We start from the raw sequence: 24,162 nt of genomic DNA, 5'->3' as shown, positions 1-24,162 counted from the left end.
TCACGACCTGGGCTCCCGCGCGGGAATCAAGTCAGAGTTCTTCGGGCCAGTAAAGCCGCATCGGGTTGGTCACCAGCAGCTTGTGCTGAAGCTCGGCCGTGGGCGCGATGCGGGGGATCATGTCGACGAGGTGGCCGTCGTCGGGCACGTTGTCCTGCATGTTCGGGTGCGGCCAGTCGGTGCCCCAGATCACGCGGTCCTGATAGTCCGCGACGAGCGGCGCCACCGCTTCGGCGAACTTGTCCCACGGGTCGTTCGTGGGGTCGAGGCGGTCGGGGCAGGTGGCCTTGAACCAGATGTCGTCGCGGCTGTCGAGCAGGCTGCGGAACGCCTGCATGTCGGCGCCGTCGGGCCCTTGCGTCACGTCCGGGCGGCCCATGTGGTCGATCACCACCGGCACCGGGATCGCGGCGATGAAGGCCCGCATTTCCTCGAGGATGTCCGCCTCGAAGTAGATCACCACGTGCCAGCCTTCGGGCAGGCGACCGGCGACTTCGAGGAACTTGTCCTTCGGCGCATCGTCGACAAGGCGCTTGAGGAAGTTGAAGCGGATGCCGCGAATGCCGCCTTCATGCAAGCGGGCAAGCTCGGCGTCCGAGATCGCCGGATCGACCACCGCCACGCCGCGCGCTTTTCCGCCGGACTTGGCGATGGCGTCCAGCGTCGCCGCATTGTCGGTGCCGTGGCAGCTCGCCTGCACGATCACATTGCGCGCGAAACCGAGGTGATCGCGCAGCGCGAACAGCATGTCCGGCCCGGCATCCTCGGGCAGGTACTTCGCCTTGGCGCTGAACGGGAACTGCGCCATCGGGCCGAAGACGTGGCAATGCGCGTCCACGGCGCCGGCGGGCGGGGTGTAGCGCGGCTTGCTCGGCGCCGCGTGCCAGGAGGTGATGCGCTCAGACATACTTGAGGCCTTCCTTCTCCAGCCGCTCGCGCATCTTGTACATGTCGAGGCCGAGCACGCCGGCGGCCAGCTTCTCGCGCTTTTCGCCTTCGTTGGCTTCGCGGGCCTGGGCTGCGGCGAGCACTTCGGCGGCCTTTTCGCGCGGCACCACGACCACGCCGTCATCGTCGGCGACGATCACGTCGCCCGGGCGCACGGCGGCATTGGCGCAGACCACCGGCACGTTGACCGAGCCGAGCGTGTTCTTGACGGTGCCCTGCGCGCAGACGGCCTTGGACCAGACCGGGAATTCCATCTCGGTGAGGTCGCGCACGTCGCGCACGCCGGCGTCGATGATCAGGCCGCGGCAGCCGCGGGCGATGGCGCTGGTGGCCAGAAGATCGCCGAAGTAGCCGTCCTCGCACGGGCTGGTGGGGGCGAGCAGCAGCACGTCGCCGTCCTTCAGCTGTTCGATGGCGACGTGGACCATCCAGTTGTCGCCGGGAGCAGCGCTGATGGTGACGGCGGAGCCGGCAATGCGGGCGCCGGCGTAGATCGGGCGCATGTAGCTGGCGAGCAGGCCGGTGCGGCCCTGGGCTTCGTGGACGGTGGCGACGCCGCACTTGGCGAGGCCGTCGATCACGGCTGGATCGGCGCGTTCGATGTTCTGGACGACGATGCCACTCATGATCTGCTCTCCTTCGATCTTCGGGTTCCGGCGCCGCCCGGACGGGCCGCGCGGGGCTATAATGGTGCAGCGCTGTCTTGGGCTTCCCCGTGTTCAAGGGGAAAGAGAAACTTTGGACAGGGGATAGGATTTGGCTAATAACCCCGCCATGGATATCTGGAGTCTCAACCTTCGGCACTTGCGGGCTGTCGCGAAAATCGCGGAATTGGGCACGGTCAACGCCGCTGCCCTGGCCGTGAACCTCAGTCAGCCGGCGATAACACAGGCGTTGGCCCGGCTCGAGTCGCAGATCGGCCTGCCGCTGTTCGAGCGCCGCCATGACGGCATGGCGCCGACCAGGGCTGGGGAAATTCTCGCCCCCCGCATCGATGCCGCGCTGGGCCATGTGAACAGCCCCCACGTCACCATGTCGCGCCTGCGGGCGCTGCTGGCGCTGGTGGAAACGGGCTCTTACGCCGGGGCGGGGCAGGAGACCGGGCTGTCGCTCCCCTCGATCCACCGCGCGGTCAACGATCTGTCGCTGGCGCTGCGCCGCCCGCTGGTGGTGCGCCGGGGCAAGTTCGTGATCACCACCGAGGCGGGCACCCAGCTCGCCCGCGAGTTCCGGCTCGCCAAAGTGGAGCTGGAGGCAGGCCTCTCCGAAGTCGCCGCGCTGCGCGGGGTGGAGACGCGGCATATCGCGGTGGGCGCGATGCCGCTCTCCCGCGCGCGCATCCTGCCGGCCGCCGTGGCGCGGTTCCTTGCCCGCCGACCGAACGTGAAGCTGACCATCGTGGAAGGCTCGCGCGCCGAACTGGTGGAGCCGCTGCGCGGCGGCGTGCTCGACCTGATGGTCGGCGCCCTGCGCGATCCGCTGGTGGAGCCGGACCTCGTGCAGTGCCCGCTCTTCGAGGATCGTCCTGCCGTCTACGCCCGCAAGGGGCACCCGCTGGAAGGCGCTGGTCCCTCGCCTGCGGACCTGGCGCGCTATCCTTTTACCCTGCCGCCGAAAGGCACGCCGCTGCGCGACACGTTCGAGCGCTACTTCGAGGCCAACGGCCTGCCGCATCCCGAGGTGCCGGTGGAGTCGGGCTCGGTGATGATGATCCGGCAAGTGATGATGGGCGGCGATTTCCTCACCGTGCTCTCGCCCGATCAGGTGACGGTGGAACTGGAAGCCGGCTGGCTCTGCGAACTGGCGCGCCTGCCGGAGAACTTCACCCGCCTGATCGGCATGACCACCCGTTCCTCGCTGCGCCCGACCGAAGTGCAGGCGGAGTTTATCGCCGACCTTGAGTGGGCGGCGAAGCGGGTGGGGGATTAGGCGTTCGGGAGCATAAATTACGCCCAGCTTATAGCCGAAAGCCGCTTCCGATTGGCCCATTGCCTGCGGTGAGGGCAGGGTGGCGCAATGGATAGATCGATCGCCCTTATCGGGTTCGGAGAAGCTGGATCGACGTTCGCGGGAGCTGGAGACTGGTCGGCGCAGGGGCGCGCCTTCGACATTCTTCCCGCGCGCCGCGAGGTCATGGCCGAGCTTGGCATCACCGCCTGCGACAGCGCGGCCGAGGCGCTTGCGGGTGCCTCGCTGGTGCTTTCGCTGGTCACCGCGGACGCCGCGCCGCGGGTGGCCGAAGAGGTCGCCCCGCTGCTCGGCGAAGGCGCGTTGTTCTGCGACATGAACTCGGTCGCGCCGGGCACCAAGCGGGCCGCCGCCAAGGCCATCGCTGCCGGAAAGGGGCGTTACGTCGATGTCGCCGTGCTGGCGCCGGTGAACCCCGCGCGGATGAAGGTGCCGCTGCTGGTTTCCGGCCCCGATGCCGCAGCGGCGGAAAGCGCGCTGACGGCGGTGGGCTTCACCCATGTGCGTGTCGTCGGCGCCGATGTCGGCCGCGCCTCGGCGATCAAGCTGGTGCGCTCGGTCATGGTCAAGGGGCTTGAGGCGCTGACCGCCGAGATGATGATGGCCGCCCATGCCGAAGGCGTGGCAGGCGAGGTGCTGGCCTCGCTCGATGCCAGCGAGAAGGCGATTTCCTGGGCGCAGCGCGCCGACTACAATCTCGACCGCATGCTGGTCCACGGCCGCCGCCGCGCCGCCGAGATGGACGAGGCCGCGCAGATGCTGCGTTCGCTGGGCATTGCGCCGCGCATGACCGAAAACACCGCCGTCTGGCAGCAGGCGCTGGGCACGCTGGGCATCGCGCCGCCGCCCGAAGGATTCGAAGCCAAGCTAGCGGCGGCCATCAAGGCGGGCGTCGCGGCGGGCGTACTCAAGGGAGAGAATTGAGCATGTCGCTCATCATCGACTGTCACGGACATTATACCGTCCTGCCCAAGGCGCACGACGCCTGGCGCGAGGCCCAGATCGCCGCGTTCAAGGCCGGTGAAGAGGCGCCGCCCTACCCGGAGATCTCGGACGCCGAGATCCGCCAGACCATCGAGGACAACCAGCTCCGCCTCATCAAGGAGCGCGGCGCCGATCTTACCGTGTTCAGCCCGCGCGCCAGCGCCATGGCGCACCATGTCGGTGATCAGGCCATGTCCGAGGCCTGGGCGGTCCACTGCAACAATCTTATCGCCCGCGTGGTGAACATGTTCCCCGAGACTTTCGCAGGCGTGTGCATGCTGCCGCAGAGCCCCAAGGCGGACCTTTCCGCCTCGGTGAAGGAACTCAGGCGCTGCGTCGAGGAACTGGGCTTCATCGGCTGCAACCTCAACCCCGATCCGGGCGGCGGCCACTTCGAGCATCCGCCGCTGACCGACGAATACTGGTTCCCCATCTACGAGGCGATGTGCGAGCTGGACGTTCCGGCGATGATCCATGTCTCGGGTTCGTGCAACCCGGCGATGCACGCCACCGGCGGCTTCTACATCGCCGCGGACACCGTGGCCTTCATGCAGCTGATGCAGGGCGACCTCTTCGCGAAGTTCCCAAAGCTGCGCTTCATCATCCCGCACGGCGGCGGCGCGGTGCCGTACCACTGGGGCCGCTACCGGGGCCTCGCGGACATGCTGAAGAAGCCTGCGCTTGACGACTACATCATGAACAACGTGTTCTTCGACACCTGCGTCTACCACCAGCCGGGCATCAACCTGCTGGCCGACGTGATCGACAACAAGAACATCCTGTTCGGCTCCGAAATGGTCGGCGCGGTGCGCGGGATCGACCCCACGACCGGCTTCTACTTCGACGACACCAAGCGTTATGTCGACGCGCTCCAGATCTCCGACGAGGAGCGCCACGCGATCTTCGAAGGCAACGTGCGCAAGGTCTTCCCGCGCCTTGACGCCAGGCTCAAGGAACGCGGCCTGTGACCGATAAAAACCCTTGCGACAATGCGGGTGGTCCGATCGACATCCACGCCTATCTCGGTGAGTTCGACGATATTCCGGGCACGCGCGTCTACACCGCCAAGCGCGCGCGGCAGGGCTATCACCTGAACCAGTTCGCGATGAGCCTGATGAAGGCCGAAAACCGCGAGCGCTGGAAGGCGGACGAGCGCGCCTATCTCGACGCATGGCCGATGACCGAGGACCAGAAGCTGGCCGTTCTCGCCCGCGACTACAACCGCCTGCTGGACCTCGGCGGCAACATCTACTTCCTCGCCAAGGTCTTCTCGACCGATGGCCTGAGCTTCCTTCAGGCCGTCTCGACGATGACCGGCATGTCGGTCGAGGATTATCAGGCGATGATGATCGCCGGCGGCCGCTCGCCCGAGGGCGTGCGGTCGATCAAGGCCAACCGTGACGCCGCAGGCGGAGCGGCCACTAAGGAGTCTCGTTGAGATGGCCCGCATTACGCACGGCATCGCCTGCAGCCACATCCCGGCGCTGGGCGTCGCCTCCGACTTCGACAAGTGGGAAGATCCCTACTGGAAGCCGATCCAGGAAGGCTTCGCGCCCACCCGGAAGTGGGAAGCGGAGAACCTGCCGGACGTCGTCATCCTGGTCTACAACGACCACGCCTCGGCCTTCGACATGAAGATCATCCCGACTTTCGCGATCGGCTGCGGCGAAAGCTACAAGCCGGCGGACGAGGGCTGGGGCCCGCGCCCGGTGCCCGACGTGGAAGGCCACCCGGACCTTGCCTGGCACATCGCCCAGAGCCTGATCCTCGACGAGTTCGACATGACGATCATCAACGAGATGGATGTCGATCACGGCCTTACCGTTCCGCTCTCGATGGTGTTCGGCAAGCCGGCCAGGTGGCCGGTGAAAGTGATCCCGCTGGCGGTCAACGTCGTCACCTATCCGCCGCCGTCCGGCAACCGCTGCTGGGCGCTGGGCGAGGCGATCGCCCGCGCCGTGGAAAGCTTCCCGGAAGACCTGAACGTGCAGGTCTGGGGCACCGGCGGCATGAGCCACCAGCTGCAGGGCCCGCGCGCCGGCCTCATCAATGCCGAGTGGGACCAGATGTTCCTCGACAAGCTGTCGGGCGACACGCAGGAACTGCGGTGCATTCCGCATATCGAATACCTGCGCGAAACCGGCAGCGAAGGCATCGAGATGGTCATGTGGCTGATCATGCGCGGCGCGCTGGGCAAGGAAACCCGCGAGCTGCGGCGCTTCTACCACGTGCCTGCCAGCAATACCGCGGTCGGCCACATCGTGCTGGAGCCGGTGAACGGCGAGGTGCCGCCCTCGGCCACCGTCGAAGGCGCGGCTTCGCAACACCTCGTCGACTGATCGATTCCGCGTGCCGGTGGTTGACGCCGGCACGCCCTTTGTCTTTGACAGACACCCCAAGGAGATTTCCATGCGTATTGCCCTCGTAGGCGCCGGCGCTTTCGGTGAAAAGCACCTCGACGGCCTCAAGAACATCGACGGCGTAGAGATTGCCTCGGTCATTTCGCGCAGCGCCGATCAGGCCGCCGAAGTCGCCGCCAAGTACGGCGCGCCGCACTCCGGCACCGATCTCGCCGAAGTGCTGGCGATGCCCGATGTCGATGCCGTGATCCTCTGCACCCCCACCCAGATGCATGCCGAACAGGCGATCGCCTGCATGAACGCGGGCAAGCACGTTCAGGTCGAGATTCCGCTGTCGGACAGCTGGGCCGATGCCGAAGCCGTGGTGGCCAAGCAGCAGGAAACCGGCCTGGTCTGCATGGTCGGCCACACCCGCCGCTTCAATCCCTCGCACCAGTACGTGCATAACAAGATCACCGCGGGTGAGTTCAACGTCCAGCAGATGGACGTGCAGACCTACTTCTTCCGCCGCAAGAACATGAACGCCAAGGGCCAGCCGCGCTCGTGGACGGACCACCTCTTGTGGCACCACGCCGCGCACACGATCGACCTGTTCGCCTACCAGTCGGGCAAGATCGTCGCCGCCAACGTGCTGCAGGGGCCGAAGCACCCCGAACTCGGCATCGCCATGGACATGTCGATCCAGCTGAAGGCCGAGACCGGCGCGATCTGCACGCTCTCGCTCTCGTTCAACAACAACGGCCCGCTCGGCACCTTCTTCCGCTACATCGGCGACAGCGAGACCTACATCGCGCGTTACGACGATCTGGTGAACGGCCGTGAAGAGCCGATCGACCTCACCGGCGTTACCGTGTCGAACAACGGCATCGAACTGCAGGACCGCGAATTCGTCGCCGCCATCCGCGAAGGGCGTGAGCCCAACTCGTCGGTCGGCAAGGTGCTCGATTGCTACCGCGTGATCGGCGAACTGGCTGAGAGCCTCGAAGCGCAGGACGGCTGGTCCTGATGACAAAACGCCTCCTCGCGGGCCGTGAGGTCCACTCCGTCGGGCTCGGCTGCATGAATGTGGCCTGGGCCTACGGCAATCCGCCGTCCCGCGAGGAGGCGGTCCGCCTGTTCCGCCATGCGCTGGATGCAGGCTGCGATCACTTCGACACTGCCAATATCTACGGCATGGGCGTGAGCGAAGAGATCCTCAGCGAAGCGATCATGGACCGGCGGGATGAGTTCCTGCTGGCCTCCAAGACCGGCATCCTGATCGACGGCGCCCGCCGCGGCATCGACTGCGCGCCGGACAGCATCACCGCCTCGCTCGACGCCAGCCTCAAGCGGCTCGGCACCGATCACATCGACCTGTTCTACATGCACCGTTTCGACCCGAAGGTGCCGATAGCCGATTCGGTGGGCGCCATGGTGCGCGCGATCGAGGCGGGCAAGATCGGCGCCTATGGCGTCTCCGAATGGTCCGCCGCGCATATCCGCGAGGCCCACGGCGTGCATCCGGTGGCGGCGGTGCAGACCGAATATTCGCTCTGGACCCGCAACGTGGAGCTGGGCGTACTGGACGCGACGCGCGAGCTCGGGATCGCGCTGGTCGCCTTCTCGCCGGTCGCGCGCGGGGCGCTGGGCGGTGAGCTGACCGATGTGAACACGCTCACCGAAAAGGACCTGCGCCGCAATTTCCCGCGCTTCGTGGGCGCAAACTGGGCGCACAACCTCGCGCTGATCGAGGCGTTCAACACGCTTGCCGCCTCGATCCGTGTCACCCCGGCGCAGCTGGCGCTGGCCTGGGTGCTGTCGCGCGGCGAGCATCTCCATGCGATCCCCGGCACCCGTTCGATCCCCCACTTCGACGACAACCATGCGGCCGCCGCGCTGGCAATCGACGCGGGCGTGCTGGAGCAGGCGGGCGAACTGATGAACCAGCAGACCATCGCCGGCCATCGCTACCCGGACACGATCAGGCCGACCATCGATACCGAGGACTACGTCTGACCGGCTGACGGAACCAGCGGCCGCGGGGGTGGTTGAAAGGGCATGGATCATGCCCCCACCCCTTCCGAGCCTGCCGGCGCGCTTGCCCACGACGATCCCGAGCGCCGGGCGAGCGACCGCGAGATCGCCCGCGACGAGGCCGGGCTGACCGGCCACGAGCGCGGCCAGATCAAGGACAACCTGAGGCTTTCGGCGCGCACCGTGTTCTCGGTGATCCGGCGCGAGGGCGAGGAGGAACTCTACCGCCCGGCGATGTCGCTGTGGTGGTCCGGCCTTGCCGCGGGCATCGGCATTTCCACCTCGGTCTTTGCGCAAGGGCTGCTGCATCAGTCCTTCGAGGGCCATCCGCAGCGCGAACTGATCGCTGCGCTGGGGTATGCCATGGGGTTCGTGCTGGTCGTCCTCGCCCGGCTGCAACTCTTCACCGAGAACACCCTGACCGCGGTCCTGCCGCTGCTGGCCGGGCCCAACACGCAGCGGCTGTGGCGAACGGCCCGGCTCTGGGGCGTGGTGCTGGCCGCCAACCTTTGCGGCACCTTCCTGACCGCGCTGATCCTCGACATGGTGGTCGACCCGTCGCATCCGACGCTGGCGGGCATGCTGGCCGTGGCCCGCAAGGCGGCGGAGGCGAGCGGCACGGCGGCCTTGCTCGACGGGATTCCCGCCGGTTTCTTCATCGCCGCGTTCGTCTGGATGTTGCCGAGTTCCAAGGGGGTCGAGATCTTTGTCGTGGCGCTGTTCGCCTGGCTGATCGGGGCGGGCGGCTTTACCCATGTGGTTGCCGGCTCCACCGAGATGTTCCTGCTGATGGCCCATGGCGAGATGCCGGTGGCCGACGTCTTCGCGCTGCACCTGCTGCCCACGCTGCTGGGCAATGTGCTGGGCGGGACCGGCCTCTTCGCGCTGCTCGCCTATGCACAGATCAAGGGCGAAATCTGAATGACCGCAGCGACCGGCTGGGTTAGATCGGTGGCATGGACGGCGCCGCACCCATCACCGTAATTCGCAGCCGCTACGGCGCAGGGCAGGACGCGGGCGAGAGGCTGACCGTCCCGGTCGAGGCCCCCATCGCCATCGAGACCAACGGCATCGCCTATGCGGTGATGATGGCCACCCCCACCGGGATCGAGGACTTCGTCACCGGCTTCCTCATGGCCGAAGGGCTGGCGGCGGCGGACGAGATCGGCGAGGTGGCCGTCCATCCGGTCGAGAACGGCGCCTGGGGCAGGGGTTATGTCGCCCGCGTCAACCTCCCGCCCGAGCGTCTCTTGCTCATAATCGAACGCGCCCGCCGCCGCACCGGCGACAGTTCCTGCGGCATCTGCGGGATCGAGGGGGTGGAGGCGGCCTTGCGCCCCCTGCCATCGCTCTCGCGCCGGAGCGCGGCCAGCCCCGAGGCGATCCGGCGCGGCCTCGATGCCATGGGCGGGGCGCAGGCGCTGGGCCGCGAAACCCGTGCCACCCACGCGGCCGCGTTCTGCAATGAAGACGGCACCTTGCTGGCGATCCGCGAGGACGTCGGCCGCCACAACGCGCTCGACAAGCTGATCGGCGCGCTTGCTCGTAGTGGGGCTCGGGGCGATACCAACCCCGCGCAGGGCTTTGTTGTCATGACGTCGCGCTGCTCCTACGAACTGGTCGAGAAGACCGTGCGCGCGGGCATCCCGCTGCTGGTGACGATTTCCGCCCCCACCGATCTCGCGGTGCGCCGCGCGCAGGCGGCGGGCCTCTCGCTCTGCGTCGTGGCGCGCGACGATGCCATGCTGGTCGTTACCGATACCCGGAGTTCCGACGAAGGGGCCACGCCGCTCGTCGAACCGTAAAGCGGGCGGTTCCTGTTTTGCTTGTAGTTTTGTGGGGCCGACCTAGATTCGTTGCGGACGATTACATTTCTTGCAGGACGGGGATTTTTCCGAGATGGCGACGACAACTGATCAGGTGACGGCCGGCGAACTGAAGCTGACGCCTCCCGATCCGGTGCCGGTGGTGCAGCCCGAAAAGGCCGCCGGGCTCGTGCCGGTGGGCGAGGAGCAGAAGTCGAAGCTGCAGGTCCGCGTCGACGAATTCGTCAACGACCTCGTTTCGCAGGATTCGAGCTCGCCCGAATTCGGCCGCCGCGTCGACCAGATCACCAACATGGGCCGCAAGGAAATCGCAGAGGCTTCGGGCCAGTCCAACCGCTTTCTCGACCGTCCGGTGCGGGCGATGGACAAGGACGCCGGGGTCGGCGCCGACCTTGCCGAACTGCGCCGCACGGTGGAAGACCTCGACCCTTCGACCAAGGGCGACCTGCTCTCGCGCCGCAAGATCTTCGGGATCATCCCGATGGGCAACAAGCTGCGCAACTACTTCGACAGCTATTCCAGCGCACAGGGCCACATCAGCGCGATCCTCGCCCGCCTGCAGGGCGGCAAGGACGAACTCCTGATGGACAATGCCGCCATCGACGTCGAGCGCCAGAACCTCTGGGCGGCGATGGGCAAGCTCGAACAGATGATCTTCCTGTCGAAGGCGCTGGACGAGACGCTGGAGCAGAAGGCCAGCGACCTCGACCATACCGACCCTGCCAAGGCCAAGGCGGTGCGCGAATCGGCGCTGTTCTACGTGCGCCAGCGCACGCAGGACCTGCTCACGCAAATGGCGGTCTCGGTGCAGGGCTACCTCGCGCTCGATCTGGTCAAGAAGAACAACGTCGAACTGATCAAGGGTGTCGACCGGGCCTCCACCACCACGGTCGGCGCGCTGCGCACGGCGGTGACGGTGGCGCAGGCGATGGCCAACCAGAAGCTGGTGCTGGACCAGATCACCGCGCTCAACACCACCACCGCGCGGATCATCGACGGCACCGGCCAGATGCTCAAGGACAACACCGCGCGTATCCACGAGCAGGCGGCGAACGCCACGATCCCGCTGGAAACGCTCAGCCGCGCGTTCCAGAACATCTACGACACGATGGATTCGATCGACAGCTTCAAGATGCAGGCGCTCGATTCGATGAAGCAGACGGTGCAGTCGCTGGAAGGCGAAGTCACCCGGTCCAGGGCCTATATCGCCCGCGCCCAGGGGCAGGCCGAAGGCGCCACCTCACCGGCGGACACCAAGGCGGCCAAGGCGCTGCTGGAGGCGCTGGACTGAGCCTGATAGACTAGCACCATGTCGGAACCCTCTTCGCGCGCGGTCTCCACGCGCAGTGCCGTGAACCAGGACATCATCCGTGCCGCCCGCCGCCAGCGGGCCGCGCGGCTCTATACCGCGCGCCGTGAACGCTGGGCGTTCCGCTGGCGGCGCATCCGCCGGGCGTTCCTGGCGGTGGCGGGCATCTTCATCGCCGCGCTGACCGCCGGGCTGATCCTTGGCGGCCTCTCCTTCGCGACCACGGTGCTGACCACGCTGCTGGCTTTTGCGGTGTTCTTTTTCCTGTCGATCTACCCGTCGAGCCCGCGGCTCAATACCGGCGATCTTGGCAGCGCGACCCTGCCGGAACTGGCGGGATCGACCGAGATCTGGCTGGAAAGCCGCCGCCGCGCCTTGCCGAGCGCGGCCGTCGACGCGGTGGACATGATCGGCGTGCGGCTGGAGCAGATCGCCCCGCAGCTTGCCGCGCTGCAGGAAAACGGCCCTGCCGCGCACGAGGTGCGCAAGCTGCTGTCCGAGCATCTGCCCTCGCTGGTCGACAGCTACACGCGTATTCCCGCCGAGCTGCGCAACAAGCCCCATGCCGGCGGCACCACCCCGTCCGAACAGCTGGTCGACGGGCTCGACGTGATCGCCGGGCAGATCGAGGCGATGAGCCTCGACCTCTCGCGCGGGGACCTCGATGCGCTGGCCACGCGCGGGCGTTTCCTCGAAGCCAAGTACGTCGATTCGCGCGGCGATGCTTGAACTGCTGACAGCGCCCGGAAACCTGCCGTTCTCGGTGGCGCTGGCGGTCGTCGCGCTGCTGGCGGTGCTCCAGTTCGTCGGACTGGCGGACCTCATGGGAGCGGACCTGGACCTCGATGTCGATGGGCCTGCAGGCGGCCATCTCGGGGGCCATGCGGGGGGCAACTTCGCGCTTGACGGCGGGCTGATCTCGATCGTCGGGCTCGGGCGGATGCCGTTCATGATGTGGCTGATGCTGCTGCTCAGCCTGTTCGCGGTGATCGGTCTGGCCGGGCAGCAGTTCCTCGCCGCGCTGACCGGGTCGCCGTGGAGCGCCTGGCTGGTCGGCCCGGTGGCGGGGCTGGCGGCGCTGCCGGTGACGGGCCTTGTCGCGCGCCCGATCGGCCGCCTGCTGCCCCGGGACGAGACCACCGCGATCGACCGCATCGAGCTGGTCGGCCGCGAGGCGGAGATCGTCATCGGCACCGCCAGCCGGGGCTCGCCGGCGCGGGCCCGGGTTTCGGACCGGTTCGGCCAGCAGCACCACGTCATGCTGGAGCCCGACAACGAGGGCCAGCGCTTTGCCGAGGGCGAGAAAGTGCTGATCGTGCGCCGCGAGGGGGAGCTGTTCAAGGCCATCGCCCGCGGCGACCATTACCTGCCGCGGCTGGACTGAGCACCGGCCTCCGCCGGTGCGGGGCTTGTTGCAATCGACTCGCAAAAATCCGGTTTCGCTAGGAGGCGGATCGCGATTCGATTATAAGTCTTTCACAGACAAGGCGAAGTAGAGAGCGGGGCGCGGTGCCGTCCGCAGCGTCTTGATCGGGAGAAGTCGAAGATGCGCGCGTGTCCGTCCTTGCGGCGTCCGCGTTGATCCTCGCGGTCGATACTGATCCTGCAGTATCGGTTTCATCGCCGGTCGTCCTGACCGGCGCGGTCTCAAGAAGGGCCCGTTAAAATCCTGCAAGCGGCGCATGGTTGAACTGTGCGGACGTGGGACCGCGGCTGCGGTTTCGGGCAGGATCGGGCGGGGCATGATGTCATCGGCAACTCAACCGCGTCTTCGCGTGCGCGGTTGTGTTGAGATGAAGTTGTGTCGGGATGAGGTTTCGCGGGGGCATTGGGCCGTCCGCGGCATCCCCTTGAAGGAGAACGGAAATGAACGGCCTCTACCAGATCGGCCTGATTGCCGGCGGTGTTGTCGTCCTGCTGATCGCATTCGGCGTCATGCTGGCCCGGCTCTATCGGCGTGCGAGCAAGGAAATCGGCTTCGTGCGAACCGGCATCGGCGGCGAGAAGGTCGTGATGAACGGCGGCGCGCTGGTGCTGCCCATCTTCCACGAGACGATGCCGGTGAACATGAACACCGTGCGCCTCGCGGTGGAGCGCAAGAACCAGGACGCGCTGATCACGCTCGATCGCCTGCGCATCGACGTCAAGGCCGAGTTCTACGTGCGTGTGCGCCCCGATGCGCAGGCCATTGCCATGGCCGCGCAGACCCTGGGCGCGCGCACCATGCATCCCGAGGCCCTGAAGGAACTGGTCGAGGGCAAGTTTGTCGACGCGCTGCGCTCGGTCGCGGCGGGCATGACGATGAACCAGCTCCACGAACAGCGCGCCGACTTCGTGCAGAAGGTGCAGCAGGTCTCGTCCTCGGACCTCGCGATGAACGGCCTCGAGCTGGAATCGGTCTCGCTGACCGGGCTCGACCAGACCTCGATCGAGCACTTCAACGCCAACAACGCCTTCGACGCCGAGGGCCTCACCAAGCTGACCGAGCAGATCGAACTGCGCAAGAAGGCAAGGAACGACATCGAGCAGGAAACCCGCGTCCAGATCGAGACCAAGAATCTCGAAGCCGCGCGGCAGACCTTCCAGATCCAGCGCGAGAACGAGTTCGCAAGGCTCGAGCAGGAACGCGAGGTGGAGATGCGCCGCGCCGAGCAGGCCGCCGAAGTCGCCCGTGAGCAGGCCCTGCGCGGCCGCGAGGCCGACGAGGCGCGCATTCTCGCCAAGCAGCAGGTCGACGCCAAGCAGATCGAGGCCGACCGGACGATCCAGGAAGCCCGCATCGCCCAGGCGCAGGCGGTCGAACTGGCCCGTCAGGAACAGCAGATCGCGGTGCAGAACAAGAGCCGCGAGGAAAGCCAGGCCAAGGCCCAGGCCGACGAGGCCCGTGCCAAGGCGGTGGCCGCCGAGGAACAGGTGACGACCAGCCGCGACACCGAGGTCGCCGAGCGCCAGAAGCGCATCGAGCTGATCGAGGCCGCCAAGGAGGCCGAACGCCAGGCGATCGGCGTGCGGGTCCAGGCCGAGGCGGAAAAGGAAGCGGCGTCCAACCGCGCCGAGGCGCTGCGCCTCGAGGCGGAAGGCGAGGCCGAGGCCGAGAAGCTGCGTGCCGAAGCGGCGCGCGTGCGCTTCGAGGTCGAGGCGGCCGGCCAGCGCGCGATCAACGAGGCGGCGAACCTGCTGTCCTCGGACCAGATCTCGCTGCAGATGAAGATGGCGCTCCTGAAGGTCCTGCCCGAAGTGGTGCGCGAGAGCGTGAAGCCGATGGAAGCGATCGATTCGATCAAGATCGTGCAGCTCGACGGGCTCACCCAGAAGGGCGGCCATGCTGCCGGGGGCGCTTCGGCGGGCGGCGTATCCGGCGGCTCGGGCAACCTTGCCAACGACGCGGTCTCGGCGGCGCTGGCCTACCGCGCGCAGGCGCCGGTGATCGACGGGCTGATGAAGGAGCTGGGGCTCGACGGGTCCTCGCTCGCCAGCCTCGTGCAGGGCGCCATCCCGACGGCCCGGGAACCGGAGGTCGAGGCGGGCGAGCCCGAATAAGGCCATTTGCCGGGGCAAAGGCAGGGGGCGGCGGACTTCGGTTCGCCGCCCCCTGCTGCATCATCGCACTGGCGCTGAGTGCCGCCGTGGTCTGCCGCGCCGCCGGTGCTACCCTGCCGCCTGCCGCAAGGAGAGCGCGTGATGGAGCCCAAGACCTACAAGATCCTGCTGTTCATGAAGCGCCGGGCCGACCTGACGCCGCAGCAGTTCCGCGACTATTACGAGACGCGCCATGCCCCGCTGGCGGTGCGTCATGCGCGGGGGCTCTCGCGTTACGTCCGGCGCTACCTGGAGCCGCAGGTCCATCCCGAGACGGGCGCGTTCACCGACGGGCCCGACGTCATCACCGAACTCTGGTTCGAGGACGAGGCGGTGTTTCGCGGCGCCTTGCGCTACATGACGACCAGCCTGATGCCCGCGGACATCGTGGCGGACGAGGCCAATCTGTTCGACCGGACCTCGCTGCGCATCGCCGCCGTGACGGAGTGCGAGAGCGACCTCGTGCCGTGAACTGGGTCAGAGTCTGTTTGAAAAATGCCCGAAAGGGCATTTTGAGGGCGGCACCAGCCCACTCCCCCACCCGACCGCCCTCAGGATACTGCCGATGGGCGGTCGGGTGGGGGAGTGGGCTGGTGCCGCGAAATTCGCTTTTCGCGAATTTCCAAACGGGCGCTCAGAACCCGAGGCGGCCCAGAATCCCGCCGTCGACCGGAATGTCGCAGCCGCTGACGTAGGAGGCGGCGGGCGAGCAGAGGAATTGTGCCACCGAGGCGATCTCGTCGCCGTGGCCCAGCCGTGCCAGCGGGACCATCGTGATCATCTGGCGCATCTGTTCGCTTTCCTGCTGTTCGGCGCGGCTCATCGGCGTGTCGATGAAACCCGGCGCGATCGAGCAGATGCGCAGGCCGCGCGCGCCGAAGGCCGCCGCCTCGCGCCCGACGAGGGCGATGACGGCGCGCTTGGACAGGGTGTAGCCCATGCCGGGATTGACCGCGAAGCCTTCCACCGCGGCGCTGCCCTTGCCGGCCACCATGTCCTCCACCGCGGCAACCATCGCCGGATCGCGCAGCAGGTAGCCCGACATCGACGAGATCAGCACCGCGCAGCCGCCCGTCTCGAAACGGGGCAGCAGCGCGGCGACCAGCCTTTCGGTGGCGACGTAGTTGACCTCGAGGATGCGCAGCGGATCGGCCATCGTCGGCGAGAGACCGGCGGTGTGGACAAGCGCATGCAGCGGCGCGTCGCCCAGTGCGGCGAGGAGCGCCTGCGGGAAGTCGGGGGCGGAGATGTCGCCCGCCAGCGTCGTCACCGCCGCGCCTTCGCCGCGCAGTTCGGCCGCGACGTGCTCCAGCTTCCCGGCACTGACGTCGCAGAGCAGCAGCGGGCGGCGCTGGGCGGCAAAGCGCCGCGCGGTGGGAATGCCCATGCCGCCGGCGGCGCCGGTGATGATGACGGTTGCGCTCACGCCTCTGCTCCTCGTTTGCCTCTTGGCCTGCCTTCCGGCGGTTCGGGGCTTGTGCGGGTGGGATAAGGGCGGCGGGGCCGCTCCACCAGCCGCCGTGCAAGGCCCTGGCCAAGTCATCGCCCGGGGGAATAAGATACAGCATCGCTCATAGCGGTTGCGCCGGGCCGCGAGATCGCGTTCACCCTGCAGGGAACGACAAACCGGGCGAGGCGGGGAGAACGCGCAATGCAGATGACGGGCGAGCAGAGGATCGCGGCGCCGCGCCGGCAGGTGTGGCAGGCGCTCAACGATCCGGCCGTGCTGGCGCAGTGCATTCCCGGCTGCGAGGCGCTCGAACCGGACGGTGACAACCGCTTCGTGGCGAGTGCGCAGGTGAAGATCGGCCCGATCGGCGCGCGCTTCAAGGGCAGGGTGGAACTGTCCGAACTCGACGCGCCGAACGGCTACACGATCACCGGATCGGGCAGCGGCGGCGTTGCGGGCACGGCCAGAGGTGGGGCCAAAGTACGGCTCAGCGATACGGCGGACGGGGGGACGCTGGTCGCCTATGCGGTTGATGCCGAAGTCGGCGGGCGCATGGCGCAGCTGGGCGGAGCGATCATCGATGCCACCGCGAAGAACCTGGCGGGCAAGTTCTTCGCGACGTTCGGCGCGGTGGTTGCGGGGGGCGCTGCCTCGCCCGGGCAAGGGGTGGCGGCACCGGTCGCGGCGGTCGGGGGACCTGCGGCTGGTGCCGTTCCAACGGCTTCGGAGGCCCCGGCGACTTCGGCGGGCATCCTGTGGGGCTGGGTGGCGGCGCTGGTCACGGCGCTGCTGGCGGGGTTCCTGCTCGGCGCCGGGCAGATGCGCGCCGAACTGGTGATGACGCTGGTGCTGCTGGTGGTGACCGCCGCCGCCGCCTTTTCGGCAGGACGCCGGGACGCGCGGCGATGAAGCCCGCGCCGTTCGACTACGAGCGCCCCGCCAGCGTGGCGGAGGCCTGCCGCATCCTGTCCGAGGCGGACGGCGGCGCCACCGTGATCGCGGGCGGGCAGACCCTGATGCCGCTGCTGAACTTGCGCATGAGCCAGCCTTTCATCCTGGTCGACATCGGCCGGATCGCCGCCTTGCAGGGGGTTTTCCGCGTCGGGGACGGCACGCGCGTCGGCCCGATGACGCGGCAGGCCGATGCGCTGGACGATCCGCTGCTGGCCGCGCACCTGCCGGCGCTGGTCACCGCGCTCGGCCATGTCGGCCATCACCAGACGCGCAACCGGGGCACCGTGGGCGGCTCGGTGGCGCTCGGCGAGCCGGCGGCGGAAATGCCTGCGACGGCGGTGGCGCTTGGGGCGGTTCTGGACCTGACCTCGGTCCGGGGCACACGCAAGGTGCCCGCCGACGCGTTCTACATCGGCCCCTACATGACCGCGCTGGAGCCGGACGAACTGCTGACCGGGATCACGTATCCCGACTGGCCGGAGGGGCACCTTGTCCTGTTCCGCGAGGTGGCGCGGCGTCCGGGCGACTTTGCGCTGGTCGGCATGGTCGGCGCGGCAGTGGTCGAGAACGGCATCGTCACGCGCGCGGGCCTCGCCTGGTTCGGCATGGGGCCGACGCCGATCCGCATGCGGCAGCTGGAAGCGGCGCTGGTCGGCGCCGCGCTTTCCGGTCTCGATGCGCATGCGCTGGCGGCGCTTGGCGTCGCCGACAGCGCCCCGTTCGACGACCGCCACGCCAGCGCCGAATATCGCCGCACCGTCGGCCGCCGCATCCTCGCGCGGGCCTTGCGCGAGGCTTTTGCCCTGAAGGAAACAGCATGAGCGAGCATGCGATCGAACTGACGCTCAACGGCCAGCGCCGCAGCGCCGGGGTGGAGGCGCGCACCAGCCTGGCCGATTACCTGCGGCTCGGTGCGGGGTGCACCGGCGTCCATCTCGGCTGCGAACACGGCGTCTGCGGGGCCTGCACGGTGATGGTGGACGGGCGCGCGGTGCGGTCCTGCCTGATGCTGGCGGTTCAGGCCGACGGCTGCGCGGTGACCACGGTGGAAGGCCTCGCCGCGCCGGACGGCACGTTCCACCCGGTGCAGCAGGCCATGCGCGAGGCGCACGGACTGCAATGCGGGTTCTGCACCCCCGGCGTGCTGATGACGTTTGCCGCGCTCACCGGCGGGGAGGCCAAGGCGAACGAGGAAGAACTGGTGTCCGCGATGAGCGGGCACATCTGCCGCTGCACCGGCTATCAGGGCATCCGCCGCGCCGCCAGGGCGCTGGCCGAAGGCACTGTCGGCACCGGAGTGGCCGGACCGGGAGCGGCCGAATGAACGCGCCGGGTTCCAGCCTCGGCGCCACCCGCTGGATCGGCAAGCGCGTCCCGCGCAAGGAAGACCCGCGCCTCTTGACCGGGCGCGGCCAGTTCGTCGACGATGTGACGCTGCCGGGCACGCTGCATGTCGCCTTCGCGCGCAGCCCGATCGCGCGCGGGCGGATCGTCTCGATAGACACCGCGGCCGCGCGCGAGATGCCCGGCGTCCACGCCGTGCTGACGATGGCGGACCTCGCCGCGCGGCCGATCACGATGCTCTCGTTCTTCTTTACCGAGGCGGAGATCCCGATCACGCCGCTGGCCGATGGCCATGTGTCCTATGCGGGCGAGCCGGTGGTCATGGTGATCGCCGAATCCCGCGCGCAGGCGGAAGACGCGGCCTCTTTGGTCGAGATCGCGTACGAGGAACTCGACCCGGTCGTCACCATTGCGCAGGCCAAAGCGGCGGGCCCGATCCATCCCGGCATGGACAGCAATGTCGCCGCCGAAATCGGGGACGAGGAGATCGAGGACGAACTGGAGGACAGGCTGGCCGGATCGGCGCTGCGCCTCAGCCACCGGATCGTCCACCAGCGCATCTCGCAGTCGCCGATGGAAACGCGCGGGGTGCTCGCCTCGCGCGACGGGCCGGAGGAACTGACGCTCTGGATCACCTGCCAGAGCCCGCATCTGGTGGCGCGCTGGGTCAGTCTGGCGCTGGGCCTGCCGGACAGCGCGATCCGGGTGATCGCCAAGGACGTGGGCGGGGCGTTCGGGCTCAAGAACCACCCGTGGAAGGAAGAGTGCGCGGTGATCGTCGCCGCGCTGCTCCTGGGCAAGCCGCTCAAGTGGATCGAGGACCGCTACGAGGCGCTGACCGCGTCCAATCAGGCGCGCGAGGCGGAAATGACCTTGCAGGCCGGGTTCGACGGCGAAGGACGGCTGACCGGATCGCACGGCATCTATGACTGCAACAACGGCGCCTTCCCGCAAGGGGCGGACAGCAATATCGCCGTGCACATGTTTGTCTGGGCGGCCTACAAGCAGCCCGCCTACGCCTTCGTTTCGCGCGGATGGTACACCAATACCAACGGGCTGGCCGCCTATCGCGGGCCCTGGGCGATGGAATCGCTGGCGCGCGAGACCCTGCTGGACCGGGCGGCGCGGCGGCTCGGCATCGATCCGGTGGAGATCCGGCGGCGCAATCTGGTCTATCGGACGGATCAGCCCGCCGTGACTTCGATGGGCATTCCGCTGGAGGACATCACCCCCGGCGAATGCCTCGAAAAGCTGCTGGACCATTTCGACATGGCCGCCTTCCGGCGCGAACAGGCGGCCGCACGGGCGGAGGGGCGTTATCTGGGCGTCGGCATCGCGTCCTACGTCGAGCCGACCGGCTCGGCCGGATCGATGGCGCCGATGACGGGCGAACTGGCGCAAGTGCGGATCGAGCCGACCGGCAAGGTCACCGCCACGCTCTCCACCCATTCGCAGGGCCACGGCACCGCGACAACGATGGCCCAGTGCATCGCCGACCGGCTGGGCGTGCGCTACGAGGACGTCACCGTGTTCGAGGGCGATTCCACGCGCGGCGGCTTCAGTCCGGGCGCGGCGGGCAGCCGGCAGGGGGTGATTGCCGGCGGGGCGGCGATCCGCTGCTCGGAGATGCTGGCCGACAAGGTGCGCACGCTGGCCGCGCACTTGCTCAACGCCAGCGTAGAGAGCGTGGTGATCGACCATGGCATGGTGCGCGTGGACGGCGCGCCGGAAATGGCCCGCCCGCTCGCGGAGATCGCCGCGATTGCCTATGGCGAGCCGGACCGTCTGCCCGCCGGGTTCGAGAGCGGGCTGGAAATGCAGTTCCGCTACCAGCCGCCGCCGATGACTTTCACCAGCGCCACGCATCTGGCCGTGGTCGAGGTGGATGCGGAGACCGGCTTCGTGACGATCCTGCGCTGGATCTCCTCGGAGGATTGCGGGACGGTGATCAACCCGGCGGTGGTGGAAGGGCAGATTTCCGGGGGGCTGGCGCAGGCGATCGGCATGGTGCTGCTGGAAGAGATGCCCTACGACGCGCGCGGCAATCCGCAGGCGGCGACGTTCAAGGACTACATGCTGCCGTCGATCAGCGATGTGCCGACCTTCGAATTTGTCCATGCCGACACGCCGTCCCAGACCATCGGCGGCATGCGCGGCGTGGGCGAGGGCGGGGCGATCATCGGCCCGCCGACCCTGGTGAACGCCATTGCCGATGCGCTCACGCCGTTCGGCGAACTGGGCGACGTGGTGCTGCCGCTGACGCCTGCGCGTATTCTCGACGTGATCGAACAGCGGGACATTTCGGGAGTCCATGCGCCGGACCCGGTGACGGTTGAGGCCGTGGTTGCGGCACCGGAGCCGGTGGTGGCAGTGCCGGTCGCGTCTTCGGCCGGGCCGGAGGGCGACTGGAACATGGTGCTCAAGACCCCGATGGGGCCGCAGGCGATGCTGGCGCATTTCGATGTCGAGGGCACCGCGCTCAGCGGCTATCTTTCCGCGCCGGAGGGGCGTCAGGACTTTGCCGGGGGCACGGCCGAGGGCAACCGGCTGCGCTTTGATCTCATGGTCGAGAAGCCGATGAAAATCACGCTGAAGTACGATCTCGAAGTCAGCGGCGATGCCATCACCGGCAAGTGCAAGATGGGCATGTTCGGCTCGGCCAAGGTGACCGGCGAGCGGGCTTAGCGCTCGGGCATTCCACCGACGGCGCTAACCCAAACCACCCCGTCATCCCCGCGAAGGCGGGGATCCCGCTTCCTGTTTCCTTACGCTCACGTTGCTAAGAAAAGCGGGGCCCCCGCCTTCGCGGGGACGACGGGAGTTTTGTCGGGGCCAAAGCGCGCCGCAGCATCGACAAAAAAAGGGGCGCATCGCTGCGCCCCTTTTTCCTGTTCGGTCGGCCGGTTCGATCAGTCGACGAACGCGCGTTCGATCACGAAATCGCCCGGCTTGTTGTTCGAGCCTTCCTCGAAGCCCTGGGCTTCCAGGCTGTGCTCGAACTCGCGGATCATCGCCATCGAGCCGCAGAGCATGATGCGGTCGTGCTCGGGGTCGAGCTTGGCGGGGCCGCGCAGCTGCGGGATGAACAGGCTGCCGTCCTCGATCAGCGTGCCGATGCGGCCCTGCGTCGGGAACTCCTCACGGGTGACGGTGGGCAGGTAGTGGAACTGCACCAGCGCCTCGTCGGCGATCAGCGGATCGTCGGCCAGCTGGCTTTCCAGCTCGGTGCGGAAGGCGAGGTCGCTGACGCGGCGGACCGAGTGGACCAGCAGGATCTGCTCGAACCGCTCGTAGATGTCCGGGTCGCGGGCGAGGCTGAGGAACGGCGCGAGGCCGGTGCCGGTCGAGAACAGGAACAGGCGCTTGCCCGGGCGCAGCGCGTCGGCGACCAGCGTGCCCACCGGCTTGCGGCCGAGGTAGATCTGGTCGCCCGGCTTGATCTGCTGCAGGCGCGAGGTCAGCGGGCCGTCCGGCACCTTGATCGAGAGGAATTCCAGTTCCTCGGCATAGGCCGGGCTGGCGATCGAATAGGCGCGCAGCAGCGGCTTGCCGTTGTCGCCGGGCAGGCCGATCATGATGAACTCGCCCGAGCGGAACCGGAAGGTCGAGGGGCGGGTGATCTTGAAGCTGAAGAGGTGGTCGTTCCAGTGATGGACCGACAGCACTTCCTCGACCGACAGGGCGCCGGTGGGGGTCAGGGTCGCCGTATCGGCGGCGCTATCGCTCATTACTATCGAATCCTTCGGAAAAAATGCTGTGTCCGGGAAATACTGTCGGCGGCGGTGTCTTCTTGGGGCGGTTTACCCTGCGAGGTGCAGGGCATGAAGTCGCCGCGCGGACCATGGGGTCCGCAGGCCGAACAGGATCGCCTCGTCCTCGCCGATGATGCGCCCATCCACCGGCGTGAGTCGAAACCGTTCGCGCGAATGACCTGTCACAGTCGCCAAGGCAAGGCGAAAATGGCCGCTTGCCGGAGCGCGCGGCCCGCCTTTGGCTGCGGAACAGGCCGTAAAGCCCCGCACCGGGCTGCCCGCAGGCGCCCGCCGTGCACCGCGCGGGGTGGGTCAAGTGACCGGAATTGCGCGGTTTCCCGGCTTCCGATCCGGTCCGTGCTGGCATTGCTCGCTCCTTCGCGGGCCTCGTTATAGCTAATGATAACGAGTTGCAATAACCGGGCGAGGATTTCTAACAGTCCAGCAAGGTGGGGTTTAGCCGCGGCCGGTCGCCTGTCGGGGCCGTCCTGCCGAGACCGCCGCCCGGCCATGGAACCCGGCGGGCCCACGCGGGTTTCTCGCTGTGTCCCCTGAAGGCCCCGGGTAGCGCGAACTGCCCGGGGCTGTTTCGTTCAGGGCCAAGGGTTAAGGGCCGGCGGTTCACAGCCAGTGGGTATGGCGGAACCAGCCGTAGAGGCCGCTGCACAGCACCGCGATCACCCCCAGCACCACGAAGTAGCCGTAGCGCGTGTGCAGTTCGGGCATGTTCTCGAAATTCATGCCGTAGATCCCGGCGATGGCGGTCGGCACCGCCAGGATCGCCGCCCAGGAGGCGAGCTGGCGGGTGATCGTGCCCTGGCGCTGCGATTCCAGCAGGTGGCTGACTTCGAAGACCGATGTGAGCACTTCGCGCAGGTTCGCCACCATCGATTCCACGCGCTTCACATGGTCCAGCACGTCGCCGAAGTAGGGGCGCACCGCCGCATCGAGGAACGGCATCTCGAGGTGGACCAGCTTGCTGCACACTTCGCCCATCGGCCCCAGCACGCGCTGGAAACGGATCAGTTCGCGGCGCAGCGCGAACAGGTGCATGACCTGCTCGCGGCCCAGAAAAGCGTCGAGCGCGCGCCGTTCGATCTCCAGCACGTCCTCCTCGATGGTCTCGACGATCGGCAGGTAGCCGTCGACGATGAAGTCGAGGATCGCGTGGAGCACATAGTCCACCCCGTGCTGCAGCAGCGTCGGCGCCGCCTCCAGCTGGGCGCGCAGTTCGGTGTGCGCGCGGGCCGAGCCGTGGCGCACCGAGATCACGTGATGCTGGCCCACGAACATCGCGGTCTCGCCGTAGACGATGGTGTCGTTTTCGAGATGCGCGGTGCGGGCGACAACAAACAGCTGGTCGCCGTAGACGTCCACCTTGGGCAGCTGATGCGCCTTCAGCGCGTCTTCCACCGCCAGCGGGTGCAGGCCGTACGTCTTCTGCACGGCGCGCAGTTCGGCCTCGCTGGGTTCGTGCAGGCCGATCCACACGAAGTCGTTGTCCTGGGGCATGGGCGGGCAGCTTTCGAGCGAGACGGGCTCGGCCGAGCGGCCATTGTGGTAGAGCTGGGCGGCGATGACGGTCATTTCTGGTCCCGGCAGAGGGGCTTGGCGGGCGACATTAGCGGCACGTCGGGGCGGGGGACAACTGCGGTGCGGTGGGCGGAGTGGAGAA

General features: G+C 67.8%; 23 protein-coding genes. 18 read left to right on the top strand and 5 right to left on the bottom strand.

Translation table 11 applies throughout. The features are described 5' to 3' along the window. Positions 1–31: 31 nt before the first annotated feature. Together DM450_RS12330 and ligK are read right to left on the bottom strand one after the other, a co-directional pair. Positions 32–907 (bottom strand): amidohydrolase family protein, encoded by an 876-nt coding sequence (locus DM450_RS12330; protein WP_142635194.1) that lies wholly within the window; start codon positions 905–907, stop codon positions 32–34. Beyond that, complete coding sequence (gene ligK, locus DM450_RS12325; RefSeq protein ID WP_142635193.1) at positions 900–1,574, bottom strand: 4-carboxy-4-hydroxy-2-oxoadipate aldolase/oxaloacetate decarboxylase; 675 nt, start codon at positions 1,572–1,574, stop codon at positions 900–902. Before ligK ends, DM450_RS12330 begins: the two co-directional genes overlap by 8 nt. A gap of 148 nt (positions 1,575–1,722) precedes the next feature. Here ligK and DM450_RS12320 point away from each other — a divergent pair, with 148 nt between their 5' ends. The 14 genes from DM450_RS12320 to DM450_RS12255 all read left to right on the top strand — a co-directional run bounded on the left by DM450_RS12320 (position 1,723) and on the right by DM450_RS12255 (position 15,458). Further along, positions 1,723–2,877: a LysR family transcriptional regulator gene (locus DM450_RS12320; RefSeq protein WP_142635192.1), complete on the top strand. Its 1,155-nt coding sequence runs from the start codon at positions 1,723–1,725 to the stop codon at positions 2,875–2,877. An 87-nt stretch (positions 2,878–2,964) separates the two neighbouring features. Beyond that, a complete protein-coding gene (locus DM450_RS12315) occupies positions 2,965–3,840 on the top strand; it encodes an NAD(P)-dependent oxidoreductase (protein WP_142635190.1) in 876 nt (291 codons plus the stop codon). Positions 3,841–3,842: 2 nt separating this feature from the next. Then, positions 3,843–4,868 (top strand): amidohydrolase family protein, encoded by a 1,026-nt coding sequence (locus DM450_RS12310; protein WP_142635188.1) that lies wholly within the window; start codon positions 3,843–3,845, stop codon positions 4,866–4,868. Then, complete coding sequence (gene ligA, locus DM450_RS12305) at positions 4,865–5,338, top strand: protocatechuate 4,5-dioxygenase subunit alpha (protein ID WP_260609843.1); 474 nt, start codon at positions 4,865–4,867, stop codon at positions 5,336–5,338. The genes DM450_RS12310 and ligA overlap by 4 nt, the downstream gene beginning before the upstream one ends. Before the next feature lies 1 nt (position 5,339). Further along, the gene (locus DM450_RS12300) at positions 5,340–6,239 is read left to right on the top strand and encodes a class III extradiol dioxygenase subunit beta (RefSeq protein WP_142635186.1); all 900 of its coding nucleotides are present in this window, start codon (positions 5,340–5,342) and stop codon (positions 6,237–6,239) included. Positions 6,240–6,309: 70 nt separating this feature from the next. Further along, the gene (locus DM450_RS12295; protein WP_142635184.1) at positions 6,310–7,266 is read left to right on the top strand and encodes a Gfo/Idh/MocA family oxidoreductase; all 957 of its coding nucleotides are present in this window, start codon (positions 6,310–6,312) and stop codon (positions 7,264–7,266) included. Continuing rightward, positions 7,266–8,255, top strand: a complete 990-nt coding sequence (locus DM450_RS12290) for an aldo/keto reductase (protein ID WP_142635182.1) — start codon at positions 7,266–7,268, stop codon at positions 8,253–8,255. The genes DM450_RS12295 and DM450_RS12290 overlap by 1 nt, the downstream gene beginning before the upstream one ends. 42 nt (positions 8,256–8,297) lie before the next feature. Continuing rightward, the gene (locus DM450_RS12285) at positions 8,298–9,194 is read left to right on the top strand and encodes a formate/nitrite transporter family protein (protein WP_142635180.1); all 897 of its coding nucleotides are present in this window, start codon (positions 8,298–8,300) and stop codon (positions 9,192–9,194) included. A 35-nt stretch (positions 9,195–9,229) separates the two neighbouring features. Beyond that, entirely contained in the window at positions 9,230–10,078 is an 849-nt protein-coding gene (fdhD, locus tag DM450_RS12280) for a formate dehydrogenase accessory sulfurtransferase FdhD (RefSeq protein WP_142635178.1), read from the top strand. A 94-nt stretch (positions 10,079–10,172) separates the two neighbouring features. After that, positions 10,173–11,390, top strand: a complete 1,218-nt coding sequence (locus DM450_RS12275) for a toxic anion resistance protein (protein ID WP_142635177.1) — start codon at positions 10,173–10,175, stop codon at positions 11,388–11,390. A gap of 18 nt (positions 11,391–11,408) precedes the next feature. Continuing rightward, positions 11,409–12,137: a hypothetical protein gene (locus DM450_RS12270; protein ID WP_142635175.1), complete on the top strand. Its 729-nt coding sequence runs from the start codon at positions 11,409–11,411 to the stop codon at positions 12,135–12,137. Continuing rightward, positions 12,130–12,792, top strand: a complete 663-nt coding sequence (locus DM450_RS12265) for a YqiJ family protein (RefSeq protein ID WP_142637837.1) — start codon at positions 12,130–12,132, stop codon at positions 12,790–12,792. Before DM450_RS12270 ends, DM450_RS12265 begins: the two co-directional genes overlap by 8 nt. A 482-nt stretch (positions 12,793–13,274) precedes the next feature. Next, the gene (locus tag DM450_RS12260; RefSeq protein WP_142635173.1) at positions 13,275–14,948 is read left to right on the top strand and encodes a flotillin family protein; all 1,674 of its coding nucleotides are present in this window, start codon (positions 13,275–13,277) and stop codon (positions 14,946–14,948) included. 141 nt (positions 14,949–15,089) lie between these two features. Beyond that, positions 15,090–15,458: an EthD domain-containing protein gene (locus DM450_RS12255; protein WP_142635171.1), complete on the top strand. Its 369-nt coding sequence runs from the start codon at positions 15,090–15,092 to the stop codon at positions 15,456–15,458. A 163-nt stretch (positions 15,459–15,621) separates the two neighbouring features. Here DM450_RS12255 and DM450_RS12250 read toward each other — a convergent pair whose 3' ends face one another. Beyond that, positions 15,622–16,413, bottom strand: a complete 792-nt coding sequence (locus tag DM450_RS12250; RefSeq protein WP_185928601.1) for an SDR family NAD(P)-dependent oxidoreductase — start codon at positions 16,411–16,413, stop codon at positions 15,622–15,624. A gap of 225 nt (positions 16,414–16,638) precedes the next feature. Between DM450_RS12250 and DM450_RS12245 the strand changes: the two genes are divergently transcribed. Genes DM450_RS12245 through DM450_RS12230 form a run of 4 tightly spaced genes read left to right on the top strand, consistent with a single transcriptional unit; the run spans position 16,639 to position 21,420 of the window. Beyond that, the gene (locus DM450_RS12245) at positions 16,639–17,346 is read left to right on the top strand and encodes a CoxG family protein (RefSeq protein ID WP_142635167.1); all 708 of its coding nucleotides are present in this window, start codon (positions 16,639–16,641) and stop codon (positions 17,344–17,346) included. After that, entirely contained in the window at positions 17,343–18,212 is an 870-nt protein-coding gene (locus DM450_RS12240; RefSeq protein ID WP_142635165.1) for an FAD binding domain-containing protein, read from the top strand. Before DM450_RS12245 ends, DM450_RS12240 begins: the two co-directional genes overlap by 4 nt. Beyond that, complete coding sequence (locus DM450_RS12235; RefSeq protein WP_142635163.1) at positions 18,209–18,715, top strand: (2Fe-2S)-binding protein; 507 nt, start codon at positions 18,209–18,211, stop codon at positions 18,713–18,715. Before DM450_RS12240 ends, DM450_RS12235 begins: the two co-directional genes overlap by 4 nt. Beyond that, the gene (locus DM450_RS12230) at positions 18,712–21,420 is read left to right on the top strand and encodes a xanthine dehydrogenase family protein molybdopterin-binding subunit (RefSeq protein ID WP_142635161.1); all 2,709 of its coding nucleotides are present in this window, start codon (positions 18,712–18,714) and stop codon (positions 21,418–21,420) included. The genes DM450_RS12235 and DM450_RS12230 overlap by 4 nt, the downstream gene beginning before the upstream one ends. Positions 21,421–21,644: 224 nt before the next feature. On the opposite strand, the gene DM450_RS12225 is transcribed toward DM450_RS12230, so the two are convergent. Together DM450_RS12225 and DM450_RS12220 are read right to left on the bottom strand one after the other, a co-directional pair. Continuing rightward, entirely contained in the window at positions 21,645–22,463 is an 819-nt protein-coding gene (locus tag DM450_RS12225) for a ferredoxin--NADP reductase (RefSeq protein ID WP_142635159.1), read from the bottom strand. A gap of 645 nt (positions 22,464–23,108) precedes the next feature. Further along, a complete protein-coding gene (locus DM450_RS12220; protein WP_142635157.1) occupies positions 23,109–24,074 on the bottom strand; it encodes a magnesium and cobalt transport protein CorA in 966 nt (321 codons plus the stop codon). Positions 24,075–24,162: the final 88 nt, after the last annotated feature.

Origin of the sequence: Sphingomonas sp. IC081 (assembly GCF_006874585.1) — a bacterium.
Classification (GTDB): Bacteria; Pseudomonadota; Alphaproteobacteria; order Sphingomonadales; family Sphingomonadaceae; genus Novosphingobium.
Note: the sequence above shows the minus strand (reverse complement) of the source record. Positions and strands in the feature narration are given on the sequence as shown.